Origin of the sequence: Salegentibacter maritimus (assembly GCF_016236915.1) — a bacterium.
In the GTDB taxonomy this organism is placed as follows: domain Bacteria; phylum Bacteroidota; class Bacteroidia; order Flavobacteriales; family Flavobacteriaceae; genus Salegentibacter; species Salegentibacter maritimus.
In genome coordinates, this window is sequence record NZ_JAEHOK010000001.1 from 188,247 (window position 1) to 208,333 (window position 20,087).

The 20,087-nt window shown below is 35.7% G+C and carries 20 protein-coding genes; 7 read left to right on the top strand and 13 right to left on the bottom strand.

The genetic code is table 11. The annotated features are described in order from the left end of the window. The first annotated feature begins 10 nt into the window (after positions 1-10). Complete coding sequence (locus I6U49_RS00875; RefSeq protein WP_193709622.1) at positions 11-724, top strand: LytR/AlgR family response regulator transcription factor; 714 nt, start codon at positions 11-13, stop codon at positions 722-724. 243 nt (positions 725-967) lie between these two features. Here the strand turns inward: I6U49_RS00875 and priA are convergent, their stop codons facing one another. From priA to nadC, 5 genes are all read right to left on the bottom strand, one after another. After that, positions 968-3,421, bottom strand: coding sequence for a replication restart helicase PriA (gene priA / locus I6U49_RS00880; RefSeq protein ID WP_198627218.1), 2,454 nt, complete (start codon positions 3,419-3,421; stop codon positions 968-970). Between the two features lie 249 nt (positions 3,422-3,670). After that, positions 3,671-4,108, bottom strand: a complete 438-nt coding sequence (locus tag I6U49_RS00885) for a DUF2147 domain-containing protein (RefSeq protein ID WP_227740267.1) — start codon at positions 4,106-4,108, stop codon at positions 3,671-3,673. An 11-nt stretch (positions 4,109-4,119) separates the two neighbouring features. Next, complete coding sequence (locus tag I6U49_RS00890) at positions 4,120-4,683, bottom strand: chalcone isomerase family protein (RefSeq protein WP_198627219.1); 564 nt, start codon at positions 4,681-4,683, stop codon at positions 4,120-4,122. 25 nt (positions 4,684-4,708) lie between these two features. Further along, positions 4,709-5,629: a YihY/virulence factor BrkB family protein gene (locus I6U49_RS00895; protein WP_193709625.1), complete on the bottom strand. Its 921-nt coding sequence runs from the start codon at positions 5,627-5,629 to the stop codon at positions 4,709-4,711. 3 nt (positions 5,630-5,632) lie between these two features. After that, positions 5,633-6,490 carry a carboxylating nicotinate-nucleotide diphosphorylase gene (gene nadC / locus I6U49_RS00900; protein ID WP_198627220.1) on the bottom strand — a complete coding sequence of 286 codons (858 nt, stop codon included), beginning with the start codon at positions 6,488-6,490 and terminating at the stop codon, positions 5,633-5,635. Positions 6,491-6,541: 51 nt separating this feature from the next. Between nadC and rlmH the strand changes: the two genes are divergently transcribed. The 4 genes from rlmH to I6U49_RS00920 all read left to right on the top strand — a co-directional run bounded on the left by rlmH (position 6,542) and on the right by I6U49_RS00920 (position 10,284). Further along, entirely contained in the window at positions 6,542-7,015 is a 474-nt protein-coding gene (gene rlmH, locus I6U49_RS00905; protein WP_198627221.1) for a 23S rRNA (pseudouridine(1915)-N(3))-methyltransferase RlmH, read from the top strand. A gap of 10 nt (positions 7,016-7,025) precedes the next feature. Continuing rightward, positions 7,026-7,598 carry a non-canonical purine NTP diphosphatase gene (locus tag I6U49_RS00910; RefSeq protein WP_198627222.1) on the top strand — a complete coding sequence of 191 codons (573 nt, stop codon included), beginning with the start codon at positions 7,026-7,028 and terminating at the stop codon, positions 7,596-7,598. 63 nt (positions 7,599-7,661) lie between these two features. Then, the gene (locus I6U49_RS00915) at positions 7,662-9,452 is read left to right on the top strand and encodes a DEAD/DEAH box helicase (RefSeq protein ID WP_198627223.1); all 1,791 of its coding nucleotides are present in this window, start codon (positions 7,662-7,664) and stop codon (positions 9,450-9,452) included. Between the two features lie 76 nt (positions 9,453-9,528). Then, a complete protein-coding gene (locus I6U49_RS00920) occupies positions 9,529-10,284 on the top strand; it encodes a carboxypeptidase-like regulatory domain-containing protein (RefSeq protein ID WP_198627224.1) in 756 nt (251 codons plus the stop codon). On the opposite strand, the gene I6U49_RS00925 is transcribed toward I6U49_RS00920, so the two are convergent. From I6U49_RS00925 to I6U49_RS00940, 4 genes are all read right to left on the bottom strand, one after another. Further along, positions 10,281-10,823 carry an SRPBCC family protein gene (locus tag I6U49_RS00925; protein WP_193709631.1) on the bottom strand — a complete coding sequence of 181 codons (543 nt, stop codon included), beginning with the start codon at positions 10,821-10,823 and terminating at the stop codon, positions 10,281-10,283. The genes I6U49_RS00920 and I6U49_RS00925 overlap by 4 nt on opposite strands. 22 nt (positions 10,824-10,845) lie before the next feature. Then, a complete protein-coding gene (locus I6U49_RS00930) occupies positions 10,846-11,505 on the bottom strand; it encodes a TrmH family RNA methyltransferase (RefSeq protein WP_198627225.1) in 660 nt (219 codons plus the stop codon). Positions 11,506-11,752: 247 nt separating this feature from the next. After that, the gene (locus I6U49_RS00935) at positions 11,753-14,086 is read right to left on the bottom strand and encodes a hypothetical protein (RefSeq protein WP_198627226.1); all 2,334 of its coding nucleotides are present in this window, start codon (positions 14,084-14,086) and stop codon (positions 11,753-11,755) included. A gap of 360 nt (positions 14,087-14,446) precedes the next feature. Then, the gene (locus tag I6U49_RS00940; protein WP_198627227.1) at positions 14,447-15,286 is read right to left on the bottom strand and encodes a CHRD domain-containing protein; all 840 of its coding nucleotides are present in this window, start codon (positions 15,284-15,286) and stop codon (positions 14,447-14,449) included. 206 nt (positions 15,287-15,492) lie between these two features. Here I6U49_RS00940 and I6U49_RS00945 point away from each other — a divergent pair, with 206 nt between their 5' ends. Further along, positions 15,493-16,179 carry an SIR2 family NAD-dependent protein deacylase gene (locus I6U49_RS00945; protein WP_198627228.1) on the top strand — a complete coding sequence of 229 codons (687 nt, stop codon included), beginning with the start codon at positions 15,493-15,495 and terminating at the stop codon, positions 16,177-16,179. Positions 16,180-16,498: 319 nt separating this feature from the next. Further along, positions 16,499-17,836: an adenylosuccinate lyase gene (purB, locus tag I6U49_RS00950; RefSeq protein ID WP_198627229.1), complete on the top strand. Its 1,338-nt coding sequence runs from the start codon at positions 16,499-16,501 to the stop codon at positions 17,834-17,836. 133 nt (positions 17,837-17,969) lie between these two features. Here the strand turns inward: purB and I6U49_RS00955 are convergent, their stop codons facing one another. Genes I6U49_RS00955 through I6U49_RS00970 form a run of 4 tightly spaced genes read right to left on the bottom strand, consistent with a single transcriptional unit; the run spans position 17,970 to position 20,018 of the window. Further along, positions 17,970-18,515 carry a DUF4252 domain-containing protein gene (locus tag I6U49_RS00955; RefSeq protein WP_198627230.1) on the bottom strand — a complete coding sequence of 182 codons (546 nt, stop codon included), beginning with the start codon at positions 18,513-18,515 and terminating at the stop codon, positions 17,970-17,972. Between the two features lie 24 nt (positions 18,516-18,539). Beyond that, positions 18,540-19,067, bottom strand: coding sequence for a DUF4252 domain-containing protein (locus I6U49_RS00960; protein WP_198627231.1), 528 nt, complete (start codon positions 19,065-19,067; stop codon positions 18,540-18,542). Positions 19,068-19,069: 2 nt separating this feature from the next. Further along, positions 19,070-19,522 (bottom strand): hypothetical protein, encoded by a 453-nt coding sequence (locus I6U49_RS00965; protein WP_198627232.1) that lies wholly within the window; start codon positions 19,520-19,522, stop codon positions 19,070-19,072. Then, the gene (locus I6U49_RS00970; protein WP_198627233.1) at positions 19,503-20,018 is read right to left on the bottom strand and encodes an RNA polymerase sigma factor; all 516 of its coding nucleotides are present in this window, start codon (positions 20,016-20,018) and stop codon (positions 19,503-19,505) included. Before I6U49_RS00970 ends, I6U49_RS00965 begins: the two co-directional genes overlap by 20 nt. Between the last annotated feature and the right edge of the window lie 69 nt (positions 20,019-20,087).

Sequence of the window (20,087 nt, forward strand, 5' to 3'; positions counted from 1 at the left end):
CTGAATTACCGTGGAAGAAATTTTACTCAAATGCCTTGTTGTTGACGATTCCAGCTTACAGCGCCTAGCTATTGTAAAGTTGATTAAAGATCATGCTAACTTAGAACTTGTAGCGGAGTATAACAATGCTATTGAAACTAAAAACGGCCTTCTTGATAACGAAATTGATCTAATATTTCTCGATATCGAAATGCCGGTGTTAACAGGTTTTGAACTTTTAGATGACCTTCCCAATAAACCGCAAATTATTTTTGTAACTGGAAAAACACAATATGCTTTTAAAGCATTTGATTATGATGCAGTAGATTACATTCACAAACCGGTAACGAAAGAACGTTTTAACAATGCGGTTAATAAAGCCATAAACCTTTATAAGCTAAAGCATCAAATTGCTTCTGCCCCTGAAGATGATGATTATATTTTTGTAAAAAGCAACCTCAAAAATCGTAAGGTCTTTTTAAATAAATTAAAGTATATCCAGGCTCTTGGAGATTATGTGAAATTTGTAACTGAAAAAGAAAATTTTGTAGTGCTCGCTACTATGAAATCATTTGAGGAACAACTACCTACTAACAAGTTTCTTAGAACACACAAATCTTACATAGTTAATTTAGATAAAATTGAACGCTATAACTCTAAAAATATAGAGATAGACAAACAAAAATTACCGCTTAGTCGTCATAAAAAAACAAATCTGGTAGAAGCCTTAAGTGCTATTCAGTAAATTTACCGCTGGCAAGCCCAAAAGACATTAAATAGATTTTTTAATTCTGATTCAAATCCTAGAATCCCTAAGGTACCGGTATAAACCTCTATAAACGAATAAATTAACGCAGTACAATTTCAGAAAATATTTAAAAAAAAAAAAAAAACTAAGCAAGTCCTTATTGCTTTAACTTTTTAATAAACCAGATTTTCTAAAAATGGTTCTTAGTTTCCTAATTATAGAAAGTCTATCCAACTTAACCTATATAGGATCTACGTTAATCACAACTTTTACACTTCTAAAAGCACCAATAGCCCTAAAGCTTTCCATAATTCGTTGCAGGACTTTTTTTGTTTTCCCTAAGGATTGCTGCTGTGGGATTTTAAGTAAAATATTCTTATAGTATTCATTTCTAATACGTGCAACAGGAGGAAATTCAGGTCCCAATACATTTTCTTTAAAAACATTTTTCATTCCTGTGGCCAGCCATTCAGCAGCATCGTTTGTTTTAGAATAGTCCCTGCACTTAAGTGTAATTCTAATTAAGCGATGAAACGGTGGATACTTATAATTATAGCGTTCCTCCAGCTGATCTTTATACATCCCGGAATAGTCTCCCGTCGAAACTTGTTGAATAATTTGGTGATGAGGGTTATAACTCTGAATTAAAACCTTTCCACGCTTCTTTGTTCTTCCTGCTCTTCCGGCAACTTGCAACATTAATTGAAAACTACGCTCATGAGCCCTAAAATCGGGGAAATTCAACAAATTGTCGGCATTCATAACCCCTACGAGATTTACCTTTCTAAAATCAAGTCCTTTAGAAAGCATTTGAGTACCAATTAAAATATCTATTTCCTGCTGCTCAAAAGCATTAATCAATTTTTCATAAGCATACTTCCCCCGGGTAGTATCCTGATCCATTCTTGCCGTTTTATAATCGGGAAAAATGGCTTTTAGTTCGGTTTCAATTTGCTCGGTCCCAAAGCCTTTAGTTGTAATTTCGGGGCTATCGCATGCCATACATTTTTTTTGCATAGCAATATGGTAACCACAGTAATGACATCGCAATTGATTATTATGGCTATGATAGGTTAAACTTACATCACAGTTGGGACATTGCGGAGAATGCCCGCAGGTATTGCATTCAAGAACCGGGGAAAACCCTCTTCGGTTTTGAAACAAAATAACCTGTTCTCCCCCATCCAGGGTATCTTTAATTTCAGTAAGCATTCTATCGGAAAAATGCCCTTTCATCTCCTTCTTCTTATATTTAGTTTTTATATCTACAATTTCAATTTCAGGATCTAAAACATTCGCATACCTTCGGTTTAATTCTACAAAAGCATATTTATGATGTTGCGCGTTGAAATAAGATTCTAAGGAGGGGGTGGCAGACCCCAGTATAATTTTTGCTTTAAATAATTTCGCCAAAACCACCGCAGCATCCCGGGCGTGATAACGCGGTGCCGGATCAAATTGTTTAAAAGAGGTTTCGTGCTCTTCATCTACCACAACCAAACCTAAATTAGCAAAGGGTAAAAATATTGATGATCTCGCTCCTATTACTATACGGGCTTTTTCCGAATCCTGCAAAATATGCTGATATACCTCTACCCTTTCATTAACTGAATACTTGCTATGATAAACCAAAACTTTATCCCCAAAATAAGCCCTTAATCTATCTATAAGTTGCGTTGTTAATGCAATTTCAGGTAAAACATAAAGCGCTTGCTGCCCCTTGTCAATTACCTTTTCAATGAGCTTAATATAAATTTCAGTTTTTCCAGAAGAGGTTACCCCATGAAACAAACATACATCCTGCTCTACTAAACCAGCTTCAATTTCCGAAAATGCTTTCTGTTGCATTTCACTCAGCTTGATATTAGTTAAAGAGCTTTCTTCTTCAAAAGATACCCTATCGGTTTTTTTATAAAATTCCTCAAGGATTTCTTTTTTAATCAAACTTTTAATAATTGCTGCAGAAACACCAGATTTATCACTAAGCTCTTTCGCTTTTAAAGGCTTCTTATGTTGTGCTTTAAGGCTAAAGTAACTTAATAAAGCTTCTTTTTGTTTTGGTGCATTCTCAAGTTCATCAAGAAGCCTATGCATATTAGCTTCATTGTCATACACCGAATTTAATCTAACATAGCGTATTTTCTTTGGTTTATATTGTTCATAAATCTCCTGGTTAAGCAACACCAAGCCTTTCTGTACAAGCTCATTAAGAATAGGTAATACATTTTTCTTATCCAGAATCTTTGCTACTTCCTGAATTTTTATCGAGGATTGACGTTGCAGAGCTTCAATTACCAGGTATTCTTCGTCTTTTAATTCCGTTTCTTCAATATTTGCTTCTTTGGTGAGTTGCACAATACTTTCACTTTCCAATAAAAAAGCCCCAGGTAATGCTGCTTTTAACACCTCACCCTCGGCACACATATAATAAGACGCAATCCAGTTCCAAAATTTTAATTGATGATTGGTGATTAAAGGTGCCTTATCTAAGATTTGATTTATAGGTTTAGCCTCATAAACCTGTGGTGGATTTTGATGAATTGCAGCCGTAATCGCTGTATAAATTTTAGATTTACCAAATGGCACGGCTACGCGCATTCCTTCTTGTAGAAAATTAGCTTCAGCTTCAGAAATTGCGTAGGTAAAACGCTTTTGTAAAGGCAATGGTAAAATAACATCTATAAAATACGGCATACATAATAAATAAATAACCTGAAGGAAAACCTACGAGGTATTAAGTGTTTTAATTAACAAGGGTGCAAGCCCCGACATATTTGAATCATGATAGTAGCATAAACTACCTTACAAAAACTACAAGACATAAGCCAACTAACCACCGTATCAACCTAAGGGCCATAAATCTTATCGATGATTAGTTTATTCAAAAATAAAAACCATCCTCAAAAAAAGAATGGTTTTTAAACTATTTAATTTCTTAAAAACTTACTCTGCCCGTTCCCAAACTTTAGTCTTATAAAAAAAAGCAATATATCCTCTCACGTTAAGTTTGTTAGGCTCTGCTTCATCAACCCATAGCTTTCCTTTATATTCCTTTCCAGATTTTGGATCTATTAAAGTGCCATCTACATACTCATCTCCTTCCTTTTTAAAGTCACGAATAACATTTAAGCCTTCGATAGGCTTATTTTTTAGTTCCCCTGGGCATTCAGTGCATTTACGATCGCGGTCTTCTTCTTTTGTTATTCTTATAACTTTACCATGAACAGCGTTATCTTTTTTATAAATTTCTACTATAGAATTTACACGACCTTCATCATTCACTACTTTCCATTTCCCAAACACTTCCTGTGCTTTAGAGTTTGAAGATATTAGCATAACTCCAATAAAAAATAGATTAAGCAGGTTAAATTTTATTCTCATTTTATCAGTTTTTATCCATTACCCAGCATTCCCTTTTTTAGGTCTTTATCGGCTGGTTTATTTGAAAGCCATATACCGAATAAAGCTTTTTTAAACGCTAATCCCTGAATGGTACCACTTTCATTTCCATTTTTATAGATTACCATACCTCTTTCAGGCAGGTAAACCAAATCAAAAATATCGCCTTTATTGATTTCTTCCTCAAAAAAGCTTATAAATTTCTTGATTTCATCGGAAAGCGGAGCCGTATTTCCTCCGGTAGCATTTTCAAAACCTTCGTTTACAGCGTCAATCATTCTTTCACTGGTAATCATTTTAGAGACTATATGCAATTTAAGCGCCATGGCCTCATTTTTATTCATTATTTCGGATGCATTTCCCGATTTGGTTTTAAGGTAAAGTCCACCGGCATACATATCCATCCAAAATTTCTCTCTTACTCCGGCCCCATTAAGAACTAGTTTTTCTGAGCCAAAATTTAAAGTATTGGGCAATGTTGCACCCCCTATTTCAGTTTGTGCTGAAATAGAATGTAAGCTGAAAACAGCAATAAATAAGAAGATTATTTTTTTCATGTTCTTTAAGTTTTAAGTGGTTAAGTTATTTAATTTTTTTCTTCATTTTTATCAATGATGCATTTAATTCGAAACCTAACAGCAATATATTTGAATTTAACCAGATATATACCATTAAAATTAATAATGCACCAATTGAGCCATATAGCTCGTTATAGGTAGAAAAATTTTCAATATATAATCCAAAAAGATATGTAAAAATTAAAATCAAAAAAGTAGTAAAAAAAGCACCTATAGAAAAGAACCGGGCCTGCCGGGCCTCTTTGGTGCCAAAATAATAGAGGGTAGCCACTGCTGTGTAAATAAGCAACACAAAAACCAGGTATTTCACAAAAGCGGCACTAAAATCGCTAAAACCTACTCCTAAATTATTAAAATCGTTTATTGCATAAGTTAAATAAACAGCCAGGATAACGGTAAGCAATAATAGTAAAGCCATTATAAGCGAAACCCCAACTGCTACAAGGTATTGTCTTACAATAGAGCGGTTGGTATTGGTATGATAAGAAAACTCAAAACCGGTAAAAATGGCATTTACCCCATTAGTCATTAAAAAAATAGAAATGATAAATGCTAACGAAAGTAAGCCACCTCGCGGGGTATTGGCAATATCCAGAAATATATCATTAAAAAAATCTGATGTATTGGGTGGCAGCAATGAGTCCATAAAAATTAGGAATTGCAGCTGAAAATCGTCTATAAAATTAATGTAGGGAATTAGGTTAAGCATAAATAGCAAAAACGGAAATAGCGCCATAAAAAAACTAAAAGCAATGGCACTTGCCCTGGTAGAAAAAGTTCCTTTTATAATTCCGCCAGAATAAATTTCCCAAAGATCATAAAAAGACAAGCCATCAAATCCGGGCAGAATCATACCCTTGGTGGTATTTTCCCACCAATTTGAAAATTGTTCTATTTTTGATAGAAGGGCTTTTTTGGGCGCCATACATTATATTGCTTTTAAACTGAGGTCTAAATTATATACCGAGTGGGTTAAAGCGCCACTGGAGATATAATCTACCCCACATTCGGCATATTTTCTAGCCGTATCAAGCGTAATACCTCCACTAGATTCGGTTAAGCATTTTCCATTAATAAGTTTTACCGCCTGCCGGGTATCTTCGTAACTAAAATTGTCAATCAAAATACGGTATACACCTTCACTTCTTAGAATTTCTTCAATCTCCTTTAAATTTCTTGCTTCTACAATAATTTTAAGGTCCAGTTTATTTTCCTTAAGATAATCATTTGTCTTCTTGATAGCTTTTGTAATTCCGCCCGCAAAATCTATATGATTATCTTTTAGCATTACCATATCATACAACGCAAATCTATGGTTTTCTCCGCCTCCAATTTTTACGGCCCATTTTTCTAAAGCTCTAATCCCGGGCGTGGTTTTCCTGGTATCTAAAATCTTAGTTTTTGTACCCTCTAATTTACGAACAAAAGTGTTGGTTTTGGTCGCTATGGCACTCATTCTTTGCATAGCATTCAAAACCAGCCTTTCCGCTTTTAATATAGATTGCGAGTTTCCCTCAACATAAAAAGCAATATTCCCAGGCTCTATAACATCGCCGTCTTCCATTAAAGCTTCAACTTCTAATTGAGGGTCTACTTCTTTAAAAACCTGTAAAGCAAAATCAATACCGGCTATAATCCCTTTATCTTTAACTAATAATTTAGCCTTTCCCCTGGCGTCAGGCGGGATACAGGCCAAAGAACTATAATCGCCATCGCCAACATCCTCTCTAATGGCATTTTTTATAATTAAATTTATTTCTTTTTCAAATTGTTCTTTTGAGATCATTTGCAATACTTATTTTTGTAAATGTAGCAAAGTCTGCGTAAAATCTAGTGAATGACCATAAAATTACTCTGTATAGGAAAGACCGATAAGCGAGAATTAAATCAACTTATCGAGATTTACAAAAAACGACTTCAGTTTTATAATAAATTTGAGATTGAAATTATTCCAGATCTTAAAAAGACAAAAAATCTAGATGAAAATCAGCAAAAAGAAAAAGAAGGTGAATTAATACTGGCTAAAACTCAGAATTCAGATTTCCTGGTGCTTCTAGATGAAAACGGAAAAGAGTTTTCTTCTGAAAAGTTTTCAGAATATATTCAGAAACGATTAAACAGCGGATTAAAACAGCTTATTTTTGTAATTGGCGGCCCTTATGGGTTTTCTGATGCTGTTTACCAAAGGGCCAATAGTAAAGTTGCGCTTTCACAAATGACTTTTTCTCATCAAATGGTAAGACTCTTTTTTACCGAACAACTCTATAGGGCTTTCACCATTTTAAAAAACGAACCCTATCACCATAAATAAAACCTGGCTTATGAAACTTGTATTTGCAACGCACAATAAAAATAAATTAATTGAAGTAAAGGCACTTTTACCACATTATATTGAGCTATTATCCCTAGATGATATTGGATGTACTGAAGAAATTCCGGAAACCGCAGATACCATAGAAGGTAATGCTATTTTAAAAGCAGAACATGTTAGGCACCGCTATGGATATGATTGTTTTGCCGATGACACCGGTTTAGAAGTAGATGCCTTAGATGGAGAACCGGGTGTTTTCTCGGCCCGCTATGCCGGAGAAGGAAAAAATGACCAGGCAAACGTCACTAAATTGCTCAATAAATTAGAAGGCAAAAAAAATAGAAAAGCACAGTTTAAAACTGCGATAGCCCTAAACTTAAATGATAACCAAAATCTTTTTACAGGAATTTGTAAGGGAGAAATCATATTAGAAAAACGTGGAGACCAGGGCTTTGGTTATGATCCTGTATTTATACCCAAAGGTTTTTCAAAAACATTTGCCGAAATGAGCTTAAGTGAAAAGTCTGAAATTAGCCATCGCGGGATCGCCTTTAAAGAGCTAATTACCTATCTCTCAAAATAAAAGAAGTAGATAGGCATATATTGCCAGCTAAGCCTTACCTTTGCCGCTTATTTAATTTTTTATATGAACAAATTTGAACAATTAGGTTTAAACCCTTCTATTCTTAAAGCAGTCGAAGATATGGGTTTTACAAGCCCAAGTGAAATACAGGAGAAAGCGATTCCTGTTTTATTAAATGAAGATACCGATATGGTGGCATTGGCCCAAACCGGTACAGGAAAGACAGCTGCTTTTGGATTCCCGCTTATCCAGAAAATAAATGTAAGTAAAAAACATACACAGGCATTAATTCTTTCGCCAACTCGTGAACTTTGCCTGCAAATTACCAACGAATTAAAAAATTACTCGAAGTTTGAAAAAGGACTTAATCCGGTAGCTATTTATGGTGGAGCCAGTATTACAGAGCAGTCCAGACAAATTGAGCGTGGAGCACAAATTATTGTAGCTACCCCCGGGCGTATGCAGGATATGATAAATCGTAACCTTGTAGACATCTCTAAAATTGAATTTTGCGTTTTAGATGAGGCAGATGAAATGCTTAATATGGGCTTCTTTGAAGATATTAAAGCAATTCTTTCCCATACCCCAAAAGAAAAACACACCTGGTTGTTTTCTGCTACCATGCCTAAAGAGGTGGCAACTATTGCCAAAAAATTTATGCGTACTCCTATTGAAATTACAGTAGGTTCTAAAAATCAAGGAACCTCTAATGTTTCTCATGAGTACTATCTTGTTAATTCAAGACAACGTTACGAAGCTCTAAAAAGGCTGGCAGATGCAAATCCAGATATTTTTTCAGTGATTTTTTGTCGCACAAAAAGAGATACTCAAAAAGTAGCTGAAAAGCTTATTGAAGATGGTTATAGCGCTGCTGCATTGCACGGAGACCTTAGCCAAAATCAAAGAGATTTGGTTATGAAGAGCTTTCGAACAAAGCAAATTCAAATGTTGGTAGCTACCGATGTTGCTGCCCGCGGAATTGATGTAGACGATATTACACACGTAATCAATTACCAACTACCAGACGAGATCGAAACCTACAACCACCGTAGTGGCCGTACCGGTAGAGCTGGTAAAAGTGGGGTTTCTATGGTAATTGTTACCAAAAGTGAAATGCGCAAAATAAAAAGTATTGAGCGTATAATTCAGCAAAAATTTGAGCAAAAAGATATCCCTGATGGGATGGAAATTTGCAGGGTGCAATTATTTCATTTGGCAAACGATATTAAAGAAACAAAAATTAACCACGAAATTGATACCTATTTACCGGGCATCAACGAAGTACTGGAAGATTTTACCAAAGAAGAACTTATTAAAAAGTTCTTTTCAGTAGAATTCACCCGATTCTTTAATTATTACAAAAACTCCCAGGGCTTAAGTTCTCCTTCTGCTCCAGCAGATGGAGGTGGTTCTGGAGATTCTACCCGATACTTTATAAATGTAGGTGCCAAAGATGGTTTTGACTGGATGAGTCTAAAAGACTTCCTTAAAGCAACACTAGATTTAGGCCGTGACGATGTGTATAAAGTTGATGTAAAAGATAGTTTTTCTTTCTTTAACACAGATGCAAAAAATACCGAAGCAGTTTTAAGCATTTTTAAAGACTTTAAACATCAGGGTAGGTTTATTAATGTTGAAGAAACCACAGATACCGGTGGACGTGGAAAACGCGGCGGCGGTGGCGGAGGCCGAAAAGGCGGGAAATTCAATAAAGGTGGCAAAAAACCTGATTTTAAATCTGGTGGCCGCAGGCGCTCAAACGATTTTAAAGGAGGTTCTGGAAAAGGAAAAAAATCAGGGAACCGAAGCAAAAACATAGAGAGCTCTATAAAAAGAAGACGCAACAAAAATTAAATTTACATAAGGCGCCTAATTTCTAATTTATGGCATTATTTTTTATAAGTATTTTATAAATTAGGCGCTTATTGTTATGAAAAAAATTCTGTTTTCCCTTTTACTGTTTAGCTTAGCTTTTCAAGCATTCTCCCAGGATGTTGTTTCCGGAACGGTTATGAATGCTGCCAATGATAAACCTATTGAAAAAGTTCATATCGTGAACCTCAACCAGGTTAAAGGTGCCGTTAGTGAAGAAGATGGAAGTTTTGAATTACAGGCCACCGTAAACGATACCCTATATTTCTCATATCTTGGATTTAGGTCCATAAAGGTTAGGGTTACTAACGACTGGCTTAAGTATGGCAGTGTAAAAGTAAAAATGACAGAACTGGGCATTGCCTTAGAAGAAGTTGTTTTAAAACCGGTTACCCTTACCGGATATTTAGAGATTGATGCCAGGAATATCCCAATTTACGAAAATAATCGCTACAGCATATCTGGCTTAAACGCAGGATATGAAGCCGGTGACAATTCTGCCAGTGCAATTTCCCGGAACCTGGGAGCCATTTTCAACCCTGCCGATTTAATGCATAATATTTTTGGAAAAAAACCAAAGCAAATGCGTAAATTAAGGCAAATGAAAGAAGATGATGAAATTAGAAACTTGCTTAGAAATAAATTTGACAGGGAAACATTAATTGCCTTGCTCCCCTTAAACGAGGTAGAACTTAATGAAATTCTGCAAAGATGTAGTTACTCTAAAGATTTTTTAAAAACTGCCAACGATCTACAAATTCTAGATGCTCTAAATGGATGTTACGAAGAATATAAAGTTTTGAAGCGAAATTAAGATTTTACTTTTTTCTCCATCTGGGTTTTTAAATTAATAAGTCCTTTTTCAATATCATCTCCCATCAATTTATTAGGGCTGTAAAAAAGACTTATTACCGAGAGAGGAAAAGGCAAACTCCCTCTAATTCCCCAAACCACTTTAGATTTACCCGGTTCTAGCTCTTTTATAGCAAAATAAGTAAGCATACTTACCTTTACAGGTTTCACGAAAAGTACCCTTGTTTCAAAAACCCTGGGATGCTTCACCTTTATAATTTTTTGAATGCCCTCTCCTATTCCCTTATTATCTCCTTTCCAGTAAATAGCAGAACCAACTTTACCATCCTCTCCTTTTTGCTTTAAAACAGTCTTAGGATACTTAAAAAACCAGGGGACCCAAAATGGGTGATTTTTTAGTCTTCTTATAAAACTAAATACTACATCCCTGGGTGCATTAATCACCATAGTTCGGCTTATATCGTATTTCTTTTTTGCCCAGGCGTGCAGAAAAGCAATAAATGTAATAAATGCAATAAGCAGATAGAAAAAGAGGGTCATTTGTTAAAATTATTCAACTAAATTAAACATTTTCTGAAATGTAACGTGATATTATTGTATCAGAATTTTTAATACATTTCTTCAACCACTCATATTTAAGGTTTTCTTTTTCCTCAATAGATAATTCCCAATTGATAGTACTATTTTTTAATACCGAAGTAATATGCTGTAAAATAATAGCGGCCGAAACCGAAATATTCAAACTTTCTGTAAACCCTACCATAGGAATTCTAATACTACAATCGGCCTCACTTAGAATTTCTTCACTTAATCCATCTTTTTCAGTTCCAAAGAAAATAGCAGAAGGTTTATCTATATTAAAATCATGCAGTGCCGTACTTTCTCCGTACGGTGTGGTCGCTACAATCTGATATCCTCTATTCCGTAATTCCTGAATACATTCTTTTGAAGTTGAATATCGATTAACATCTACCCATTTTTGAGCACCCATTGCTATTTCCCTATCTATTCTCTTAGGTTTTCGTTCCTCTATTACGTGGATATTTTGAATGCCAAAAACCTCGCAGCTTCTTATAACAGCACTGGTATTATGAAGCTGATAAACGTCTTGGGTTGCCACGGTAAAATGATTGGTTCTTTCTTGAATTACCTTATCGAATAAAGCAATACGCCTTGGTGTAAGAAAGGTTTCAAGATGAGATAGAAGCTTATTTTTTTGCATAGGCTAAAATAAAAAACCCAACAATAACCTGAACATTTTAAAAAAGAAATATTTGTAGGAAATATTTCTTTTTGCCAACGCCAAAGGGCATAAAACCTCTAAGGCTTAATTCGATTTTAAAATTTGTTTTCAACAAATGCCTAGTGGGCTAGCTTCGAGGTAATTTATTTTCTAAAGATAAAGTATTCGCATAAAAAAACCCGGTCTTATCGAGACCGGGTTTATACTTATATTTAATTGATAATCACTAAGAGTTAGAACCTACATCTCCCTGCGCAACCAGGGTCTCTAAATCTTCAGCACTTAAATGCACATTTATATAACCATCGTAATTCAGGAGTCCGTTATAGTCTATAGCTTCCCCATCTTCACCATTAAATTTAGTTACATTAGTCATACTCATTCCGGTAGTACCATTAACTGAATTTAAGGTAATTGCAATAGCTCCGGGAGCTTCAGAAACAGAACCTACGTGAATATGTGCAGGATGCATTCCACCATCAGGTGTTCCATCTAACATAATACTAACCAAAGTTTCTCCATTTTTTCTTTCTTCAAAAACTACTGAACCAGTTATACCATCTACATCTTTTTCATCTAACTGATAGGTTTTGCTTTCGCCGGTTAGTTCATTAGCACCTATATCTCCCTGTGCTACAAGCGTGGTTAATACTTCGGCGCTTAAATGTACATTTACATAACCGTCAAAATCCAAAACATCGCTATACATAAACGAAGTTCCATCGTTTAGCTCAGCTATATGAGTCATACTCATTCCCGTAGTTCCATTTACGGGGTTAAAAGTAAAGGCAATATCACCAGGCCCCTCGGCAGCAGTTCCCATATGAATATGCGCCGGGTGCATACCTCCATTAGGAGTTCCATCTAGCATAATAGTAGCCAAAGCTTCTCCACTCATTCTTTCTTCAAAAACTACTGAACCACTTATACCGTCTACAGCTTTTTCATCTAACTGGTAGGTTTTGCTCTCGCCGGTTAGTTCATTAGCACCTATATCACCTTGTGCTACAAGTATGGGCAATTCTTCGGCACTTAAATGTACATTAACATAACCGTCATAACCAAGAATATCACTATACATAAATGCAGTACCATCATTTAGTTCAGCTATATGAGTCATACTCATTCCAGAGGCTCCATTTACTGGGTTAAAAGTAAAGGCAATGTCGCCAGGACCTTGAGCTGCTGCGCCTATATGAATATGCGCCGGGTGCATCCCACCATTAGGAGTTCCATCTAGCATAATAGTAGCTAAAGTTTCTCCACTCATTCTTTCTTCAAAAATTACCGAACCACTTATACCGTCTACGGCTTTTTCATCTAACTGATAGGTTTTGCTTTCGCCGGTTAATTCATTAGCTCCAATATCACCTTGTGCTACAAGGGTAGGCAATTCTTCGGCACTTAAATGTACATTTACATAGCCGTCATAACTAAGAATATCACTATACATAAATGCAGTACCGTCGTTTAGCTCAGCTATATGAGTCATACTCATTCCGGTGGCTCCATTTACAGGGTTAAAAGTAAAGGCAATAGCTCCAGGACCTTCGGCTGCAGCGCCCATATGAATATGTGCCGGGTGCATGCCATCGTCTGGAGTTCCTTCTAGCATAATAGTAGCCAAAGCTTCTCCACTCATTCTTTCTTCAAAAACTACTGAACCACTTATACCGTCTACGGCTTTTTCATCTAACTGATAGGTTTTACTTTCGCCGGTTAGTTCGTTGGCTCCAATATCACCTTGTGCTACAAGGGTAGGCAATTCTTCGGCACTTAAGTGTACATTTACATAGCCATCGTAATTAAGAACATCGTTATACATAAAGGCAGTTCCATCATTTAACTCGGCTATATTTGTTTTACTCATTCCGGTAGCTCCATTTACAGGATTAAAGGTAAAGGCAATAGCTCCAGGACCTTCGGCTGCAGCACCTATATGAATATGTGCCGGGTGCATCCCATCTTCTGGAGTTCCATCTAGCATAATAGTAGCTAAAGCTTCTCCATTCATTCTTTCCTGAAACATCACATTTCCTGAAATACCATCTACAGCTTTTTCATCGAGCATATAATTTTTAGATTCCCCGGTAAGTTCGTTTTCGCCGATATCACCCTGGGCAACTAGTGTTGTTAATTCATCTCCACTTAAATGAACATTGATATACCCATCAAAGCTTATGGCTTCCTGATAAGTAATATCTGTACCATCATCTAAGGAAGAAAAAGTTGTAGAACTCATTCCTGTAGAACCGTTTACAGATTCAAAAGTAAGTGCAATATCCCCACCTTCTGCAGCCGTATTGTAGTGAATATGTGCCGGGTGCATTCCCCCATCTGGAGTGCCATCTAGTTCAATTTCAACCGTGGTACTGTTATCTTCATTTTCCATAAAAGTTGCAGTTCCAGAAATAGAAGGATCAGCAACCGAAAAAAGCTGGAAAGACTTTGTCTCTCCCTGAAAATTGTCATCATCAGAGCCGCCGGCATCATCATCGCTACTGCAACTCATAAACATAAATGGTAATGCTATAAAAATAGCAAGTAAAAATTTTCTCATAATTTAAATTTTGGTTTTTAATAATTTAAATGCATCAGATCAGTATTTCTACTAATTCTAATCCACAACTCACCAATATTTACGAGAGAAAGGTTTTTAGCGGATGTTAATATTTTTAAAAAGTAATCTTAAATTGTGTTAATAAACACTTCAGGAAGTGATAAGGTGAAATAGGGAAAGGAATTGAATCTTAAAACTAACTTTAAGCATTTCTGGAAGAGCGATTTTAAATAAGTTATTTCAAAGCTTCCACCTTTTAATAATAATGATAGCAGGCTTAGCTCATTTAAAAAAAATCATTCTAAAATAAAAAAGCCCGACAACATGTCGGGCTTTTAATTGATTAAATATTAAAGAATATTATTCTTCAGAAGCATTTGCTCCCATATTCCCTTGTGCAGCAAGTGTTTCAAGATCATCTGCACTGGCGTGTACATTAATGTATCCGTTGTAAGTTAGTAAGTCTTCGTAAGTAATAGCCTCACCTTCTTCTTCCTCAGTACCATCTGTCATAGCGATGTTGGTCATACTCATACCGGTAGCTCCATTTACAGGATTAAAGGTAATAGCAATAGCTCCAGGAGCATCTTCTACAGATCCTACATGTATGTGGGCTGGATGCGAACCTCCTTCTGTAGTACCATCAAGGTCTAAAGTAGCTAAAGTTTCACCATTCTCACGTTCTTCAAATACAGCTACTCCGCTTACACCAGCGATGTCCATTTCATTAAGATCGTAGCTTACAGACTCTCCGGTAAGTGCATTTCCACCGATATCGGTTTGCGCAACGATTGTTGGTAAATCATCTTCGCTTAAATGTACATTGATATAACCATCGTAAGCAACTAATTCTTCGTAAGTAATAGGTTCACCATTTAATTCAGAAACCTCAGTAATGCTTTCTCCATCGGTAATTGGATTGAAAGTAACTACAATCTCACCTGTTTCAACAGCAGAATTCATATGAATATGTGCCGGATGTACACTTCCGTCTTCTGTACCTTCCAGGTCAAATTCTACAGTAGTAGATCCGTCTTCATTTTCATTAAAAGTAACGGTACCACTAACGCCAGAATCTCCAATAGTGTTTAAGGTGTATTCTTTTGTTTCTCCTTCAAAAGGAATGTCTACACCATCATCGTCACTATCACAACTTGCGAAACCTGCGACCATCATTAAAGCAAATGCTAATTTTTTCATTTTAAATTTAATTTTTGTGTTATTAATTTATTCAACTTGTAGATACGAATAACAGTAAATGGTTGCGTGTTATTATGAGTGTTGCGAAGACTTTAACAAGAAAAAAAACTTACTTTCCTGACTGTAAGCAAAATCGCTATCTACCTTTAACATTTTTAATTATCTAAGATTAACATTATCTTAGAAATTACAATAAATACAACCGCATGTTAGAAAAAATAGTCGTGCTAACCGGTGCCGGCGTAAGTGCCGAAAGCGGCATAAAAACATTTAGAGATGCCGGGGGTTTATGGGAAGGTCACGATGTAATGGAAATTGCCTCACCGGCAGGCTGGAAAAACAATCAAAAAAAAGTTTTAGAGTTCTATAACCAACGAAGACGCCAATTACTAACAGTAAAACCCAATGCTTCGCATTTTGCCTTGGCAGAACTTGAAAAAGAATTTCAAGTAGAGATTATCACTCAAAATATAGATGATCTTCACGAAAGGGCCGGAAGCACCAAGGTTACCCATTTACACGGCGAACTTTTAAAAGCCAGAAGTACGTTTAATGAAAACCTGGTATTAGATTGGAAACAGGATATTAATATAGGAGACTTTTGTGAATTTAATTATCAGCTGAGACCTCACGTGGTATGGTTTGGTGAAGCCGTACCCATGTTTGAAAAAGCAATGGAAATTGTAAGTAAAGCAGAAATGCTAATAATTATTGGCACCTCTATGCAGGTATATCCGGCGGCAGGACTCCTGGATTTTGCTCCAAACGGGATTCCTATTTATTTTATAGATCCTAAACCTAATATTTCAGAAAAAGGAAACCTGCAAATTATTGCTAAAAAAGCTTCCCTGGGAGTTCCCGAGTTGGTCAAAAACTTGTTAAATTCCTCTTGAATATTGTCTTCTATTTCTATACAATAAAGTTCTTGGCAAACGAAAAAAGCATCTAGCCCTGATTCTTGAAAACAAGAATTAATTTTTAAGTAAACTACCTCGGGGCAAGCCCACGAGGCATTCGTTGAAAACAAATTTTTAATTTCGAGGCAAGCCTCGGGGTATTACACCCTTTGGCGGTGCCAATTAACTCCAATAGCACTATGCTCATTTATCACACAGGCTTTTATAAAAATTTAGCTAAAAAGAAATGCTGCCGTAGTTTTAAAGATTGGCTGGAAGCAGTATCTTTATGGCTTTTAATTTCTAATTTAAACCCATGACACCGCTAACAGCTATTTCTCCTATAGACGGAAGATATCATTCCAAAACAAAACAACTTTCTGCTTATTTTAGCGAAGAAGCTTTAATAAGATACCGCGTAAAGGTTGAAGTTGAATATTTTATTGCGCTTTGTGAATTACCCTTACCGCAATTAAAAGATATTGACCATTCGATATTTCCGGAATTACGTGCTATTTATGAGAATTTTACAAGCATAGATGCCCAGGCCGTAAAGGAAATTGAAAAAACTACCAATCACGATGTAAAAGCTGTAGAGTATTTACTAAAAAATAAGTTTGATGAATTGGGGTTGGAAAAATCTAAAGAGTTTATCCATTTTGGACTTACTTCTCAAGACATCAATAATACGGCAGTCCCTTTAAGTTTAAAAGATGCAATAACCGCCCAGTATCTTCCCGAAGTTGAAGAAATAATAGCGAAGCTAACGCAGCTTTCGCAAGATTGGGCTAATGTTCCTTTATTGGCCAGAACCCACGGTCAGCCTGCCTCTCCTACCCGATTAGGAAAAGAAATAGAGGTTTTTATAAATCGCCTGGAATCTCAACTCGATCTTTTAAATAAAGTGCCTCACGCGGCTAAATTTGGAGGTGCTACCGGTAATTTTAATGCACATAAAGTAGCCTATCCAAATACCGACTGGAAAGAATTTGGGACAAATTTTGTACAGGAAAAATTAGGCTTATACCATTCTTTTCCAACTACTCAAATTGAGCATTACGACCATATGGCCGCTTTATTTGATACCTTAAAAAGAATCAATAATATTCTAATAGACCTGGATCGCGATATTTGGACCTATGTTTCGATGGATTATTTTAAGCAGAAAATTAAAAAGGGGGAGATTGGTTCTTCGGCTATGCCACATAAAGTAAACCCAATAGATTTTGAAAACAGCGAAGGAAATTTAGGGATTGCCAATGCCATTTTTGAACATTTAGCAGCTAAGCTTCCCATTAGTAGATTACAACGTGACCTTACCGATAGCACTGTGCTAAGAAATATTGGAGTGCCCCTTGGGCATACCAGTATCGCTTTTAAAAGTACCCTTAAAGGCCTTGATAAATTATTATTAAACGAAGAAAAGCTAAACGAAGATCTAGAGGCTAACTGGGCTGTAGTAGCTGAAGCAATTCAAACCATTTTACGCCGTGAAGGATTTAAAAATCCGTATGAAACCCTTAAAGGCCTTACCAGGACCAACGAAAAAATTAATAAAAAGAGTATCGCCGATTTTATTGAAACCTTAGAAGTTTCAGAAACAGTAAAAGAGGAACTCAAAAAAATAAGTCCGCAAAATTATACAGGGATTTAAGATAAAAAGAGGTTGTTTGAAACGAATCGTCAATCTGAACTTGTTTCAGATTCTAAGTTTATTAGCCCCTGAAACAAGCTCAGGGTGACGTTCATAAGGTTTCAAACAACCTCTTCAATTATTAGACTAAAAACTACTTTTCAATTTCGGTTTGAAGCATACCGGAAATCCCTTTTAATCCTGCAACATCTATATCACCTTTGTCAAGAGATTTCATAAACTCCATTAATTTTTGTGGATTCATATCTTCTCCCAAAACACGTGCTACCCCAACACCTTTTGTATCGTCATAACCATACACGATAATTTCGTCTATAGCATCTTCATTTCCGGTAAAATAAATTTCAGCTTTACGGGTATTTGAGCCATATCGCATTAAAAGCTGGTACTTTTCATCTTTTAAAATTTCAGCCAACCTGGCTTTTTCAATTTCATATTCTTCTTTGCTATCATTTACCGGTAACGCCAGAACATTAATTTTCTTTACGGTTTCCAGAGTTTCTTTTTGGGTTTCATCCAGTTCCTCGGTATTTGTAAACATACTGGTAGGTATATCTACCGCTATAAATTTATTATCCTGTTGATTTTCTACATAGTACTCCTGCAAACTAGCTTCGTTAGCACAGGAAACAAAGGCTGTAGCAGCAAGCGCAAGGCTTAATATTTTTATTACTTTCATTGTTATAGATTTAATAGTATTATTCTAAGATTTATTTTCAACATTCTTGAGCTCTTCAGCTCCCGGAATTTTAAGATCGGAGGTTAAGCGGGATAACTGAGAAAGATCTATTTCGCCGGTAATACTTAAAATTACCGAAATTGGATCTCCTTCTTTTTCACCTTCCATAAACATAAAAAGTTCACTTACATAGTTGTCGCTTTTCCCACTTTTTGAATAAAACCGAATGTTTTTACCATCTTCTTTTACCCGCATTAACTGGTCTAATTTATTAGAACTTAAATAAGACGCTACATCTTTTTGCATTTGACTTCTCACTGAGGCGGTGGTACTGGTAAACATTTTAATTTCATCCAGGTTTTCAATAAGTTTTAGATACTCCCTGGCTTCAGGGTTATCGTCGCTTAGATCTACTTTGGCAAGCATTTTAAACATCTTACTGGTCATTACCATCGCATCTACATCTTTCATGTTTTCATACTTGGCAAAAGATTGAGCCTGCGTTATTAGTGGTAACAACCCAATGATAATTATTAGTGCTATCTTTCTCATGGCTATTCGGTTTTGATAAATTTATTTTTAGTGTTATTAAATTCTTTTAAATATTTAAGGTCTTGTTTTCCTTCATTCATTATTTCAGAAACCATTTTTAATGCTTCCATACTCTTTTGTAATGCCTCTTCCCTATCCTGAATAGTGCTAACATCCTTATCATTCATTTCCAAAGGTTTATTTTGAAAAAAGAAAAGGCCTATTACTAAAATTATACTGGCCGCCATAGCCGTCCAGAGATACCTATTCTCTTTTTTGTTAGCAGGCAAATTAATTTCCCGGTCATAACTTTCTTGATTTTCTTTTGCAGAAAAGGCAAACATAAGTTGGTAAGGTTTTAAACTTTCAGAAACTTCGTTCCTTTCAAAATATTTCCTAAGTTGCTGCTCTTCGGCCAAAGAAGTTTCCCCGGCATCATACTTTTCGAGTAAATCTTTAATTTTTTGTAATTCCATAATCGTGCTTGTTTGTTAAGCGCTCTCTTATTTTCTTTCTTGCACGCGATAAGGCTACCCTTACCGCTGTACTTTTCATTTTTGTTATTTCTTCTATTTCTTCAAAATCCAGTTGCTCTATATCTCTAAGCTGAAAGACGATTTTTTGTTGTTCGGGTAAATCGGCTACAATATCCTGTATCCAATTCATTTCATCTTTTAGCTCCAAATCTCTTTGAGGGGAAATAGATTTATTTTCATAATTTTGATGAACAATTCTTAAATTATTATTCTTTTTAGCCTTCAATTCATCTAAACAGTGATTTTTTATCACCATCATTGCAAAAGCTTCAAGGTTGGTATAATCCTTGATTTTATGTTTTCGGTTCCATAATTTTAGAATCACCTCCTGGGTAGCATCTTCGGCCGCTTCTTTAGAAACAAGCAGTCTTAATGCAAGCCGGTACATTTTATCTTTTACCGGGTTTATTTTATCCAGGAAGGCTTGTTGTTTCATATATGTGTTGGTTTATTAACCTTCTTACCCTTTAAACGATTAGTGGTGATATTTGTTACAATAAGATTT

What these genes read in the sequence shown, in the direction of transcription:
- priA (WP_198627218.1), bottom strand. Translation starts at nt 3,421, where the DNA reads ATGCCGTATTTTATAGATGTTATTTTACCATTGCCTTTACAAAAGCGT.
- I6U49_RS00885 (WP_227740267.1), bottom strand. Translation starts at nt 4,108, where the DNA reads ATGAGAATAAAATTTAACCTGCTTAATCTATTTTTTATTGGAGTTATG.
- I6U49_RS00890 (WP_198627219.1), bottom strand. Translation starts at nt 4,683, where the DNA reads ATGAAAAAAATAATCTTCTTATTTATTGCTGTTTTCAGCTTACATTCT.
- I6U49_RS00895 (WP_193709625.1), bottom strand. Translation starts at nt 5,629, where the DNA reads ATGGCGCCCAAAAAAGCCCTTCTATCAAAAATAGAACAATTTTCAAAT.
- nadC (WP_198627220.1), bottom strand. Translation starts at nt 6,490, where the DNA reads ATGATCTCAAAAGAACAATTTGAAAAAGAAATAAATTTAATTATAAAA.
- rlmH (WP_198627221.1), top strand. Translation starts at nt 6,542, where the DNA reads ATGACCATAAAATTACTCTGTATAGGAAAGACCGATAAGCGAGAATTA.
- I6U49_RS00910 (WP_198627222.1), top strand. Translation starts at nt 7,026, where the DNA reads ATGAAACTTGTATTTGCAACGCACAATAAAAATAAATTAATTGAAGTA.
- I6U49_RS00915 (WP_198627223.1), top strand. Translation starts at nt 7,662, where the DNA reads ATGAACAAATTTGAACAATTAGGTTTAAACCCTTCTATTCTTAAAGCA.
- I6U49_RS00920 (WP_198627224.1), top strand. Translation starts at nt 9,529, where the DNA reads ATGAAAAAAATTCTGTTTTCCCTTTTACTGTTTAGCTTAGCTTTTCAA.
- I6U49_RS00925 (WP_193709631.1), bottom strand. Translation starts at nt 10,823, where the DNA reads ATGACCCTCTTTTTCTATCTGCTTATTGCATTTATTACATTTATTGCT.
- I6U49_RS00930 (WP_198627225.1), bottom strand. Translation starts at nt 11,505, where the DNA reads ATGCAAAAAAATAAGCTTCTATCTCATCTTGAAACCTTTCTTACACCA.
- I6U49_RS00935 (WP_198627226.1), bottom strand. Translation starts at nt 14,086, where the DNA reads ATGAGAAAATTTTTACTTGCTATTTTTATAGCATTACCATTTATGTTT.
- I6U49_RS00940 (WP_198627227.1), bottom strand. Translation starts at nt 15,286, where the DNA reads ATGAAAAAATTAGCATTTGCTTTAATGATGGTCGCAGGTTTCGCAAGT.
- I6U49_RS00945 (WP_198627228.1), top strand. Translation starts at nt 15,493, where the DNA reads ATGTTAGAAAAAATAGTCGTGCTAACCGGTGCCGGCGTAAGTGCCGAA.
- purB (WP_198627229.1), top strand. Translation starts at nt 16,499, where the DNA reads ATGACACCGCTAACAGCTATTTCTCCTATAGACGGAAGATATCATTCC.
- I6U49_RS00955 (WP_198627230.1), bottom strand. Translation starts at nt 18,515, where the DNA reads ATGAAAGTAATAAAAATATTAAGCCTTGCGCTTGCTGCTACAGCCTTT.
- I6U49_RS00960 (WP_198627231.1), bottom strand. Translation starts at nt 19,067, where the DNA reads ATGAGAAAGATAGCACTAATAATTATCATTGGGTTGTTACCACTAATA.
- I6U49_RS00965 (WP_198627232.1), bottom strand. Translation starts at nt 19,522, where the DNA reads ATGGAATTACAAAAAATTAAAGATTTACTCGAAAAGTATGATGCCGGG.
- I6U49_RS00970 (WP_198627233.1), bottom strand. Translation starts at nt 20,018, where the DNA reads ATGAAACAACAAGCCTTCCTGGATAAAATAAACCCGGTAAAAGATAAA.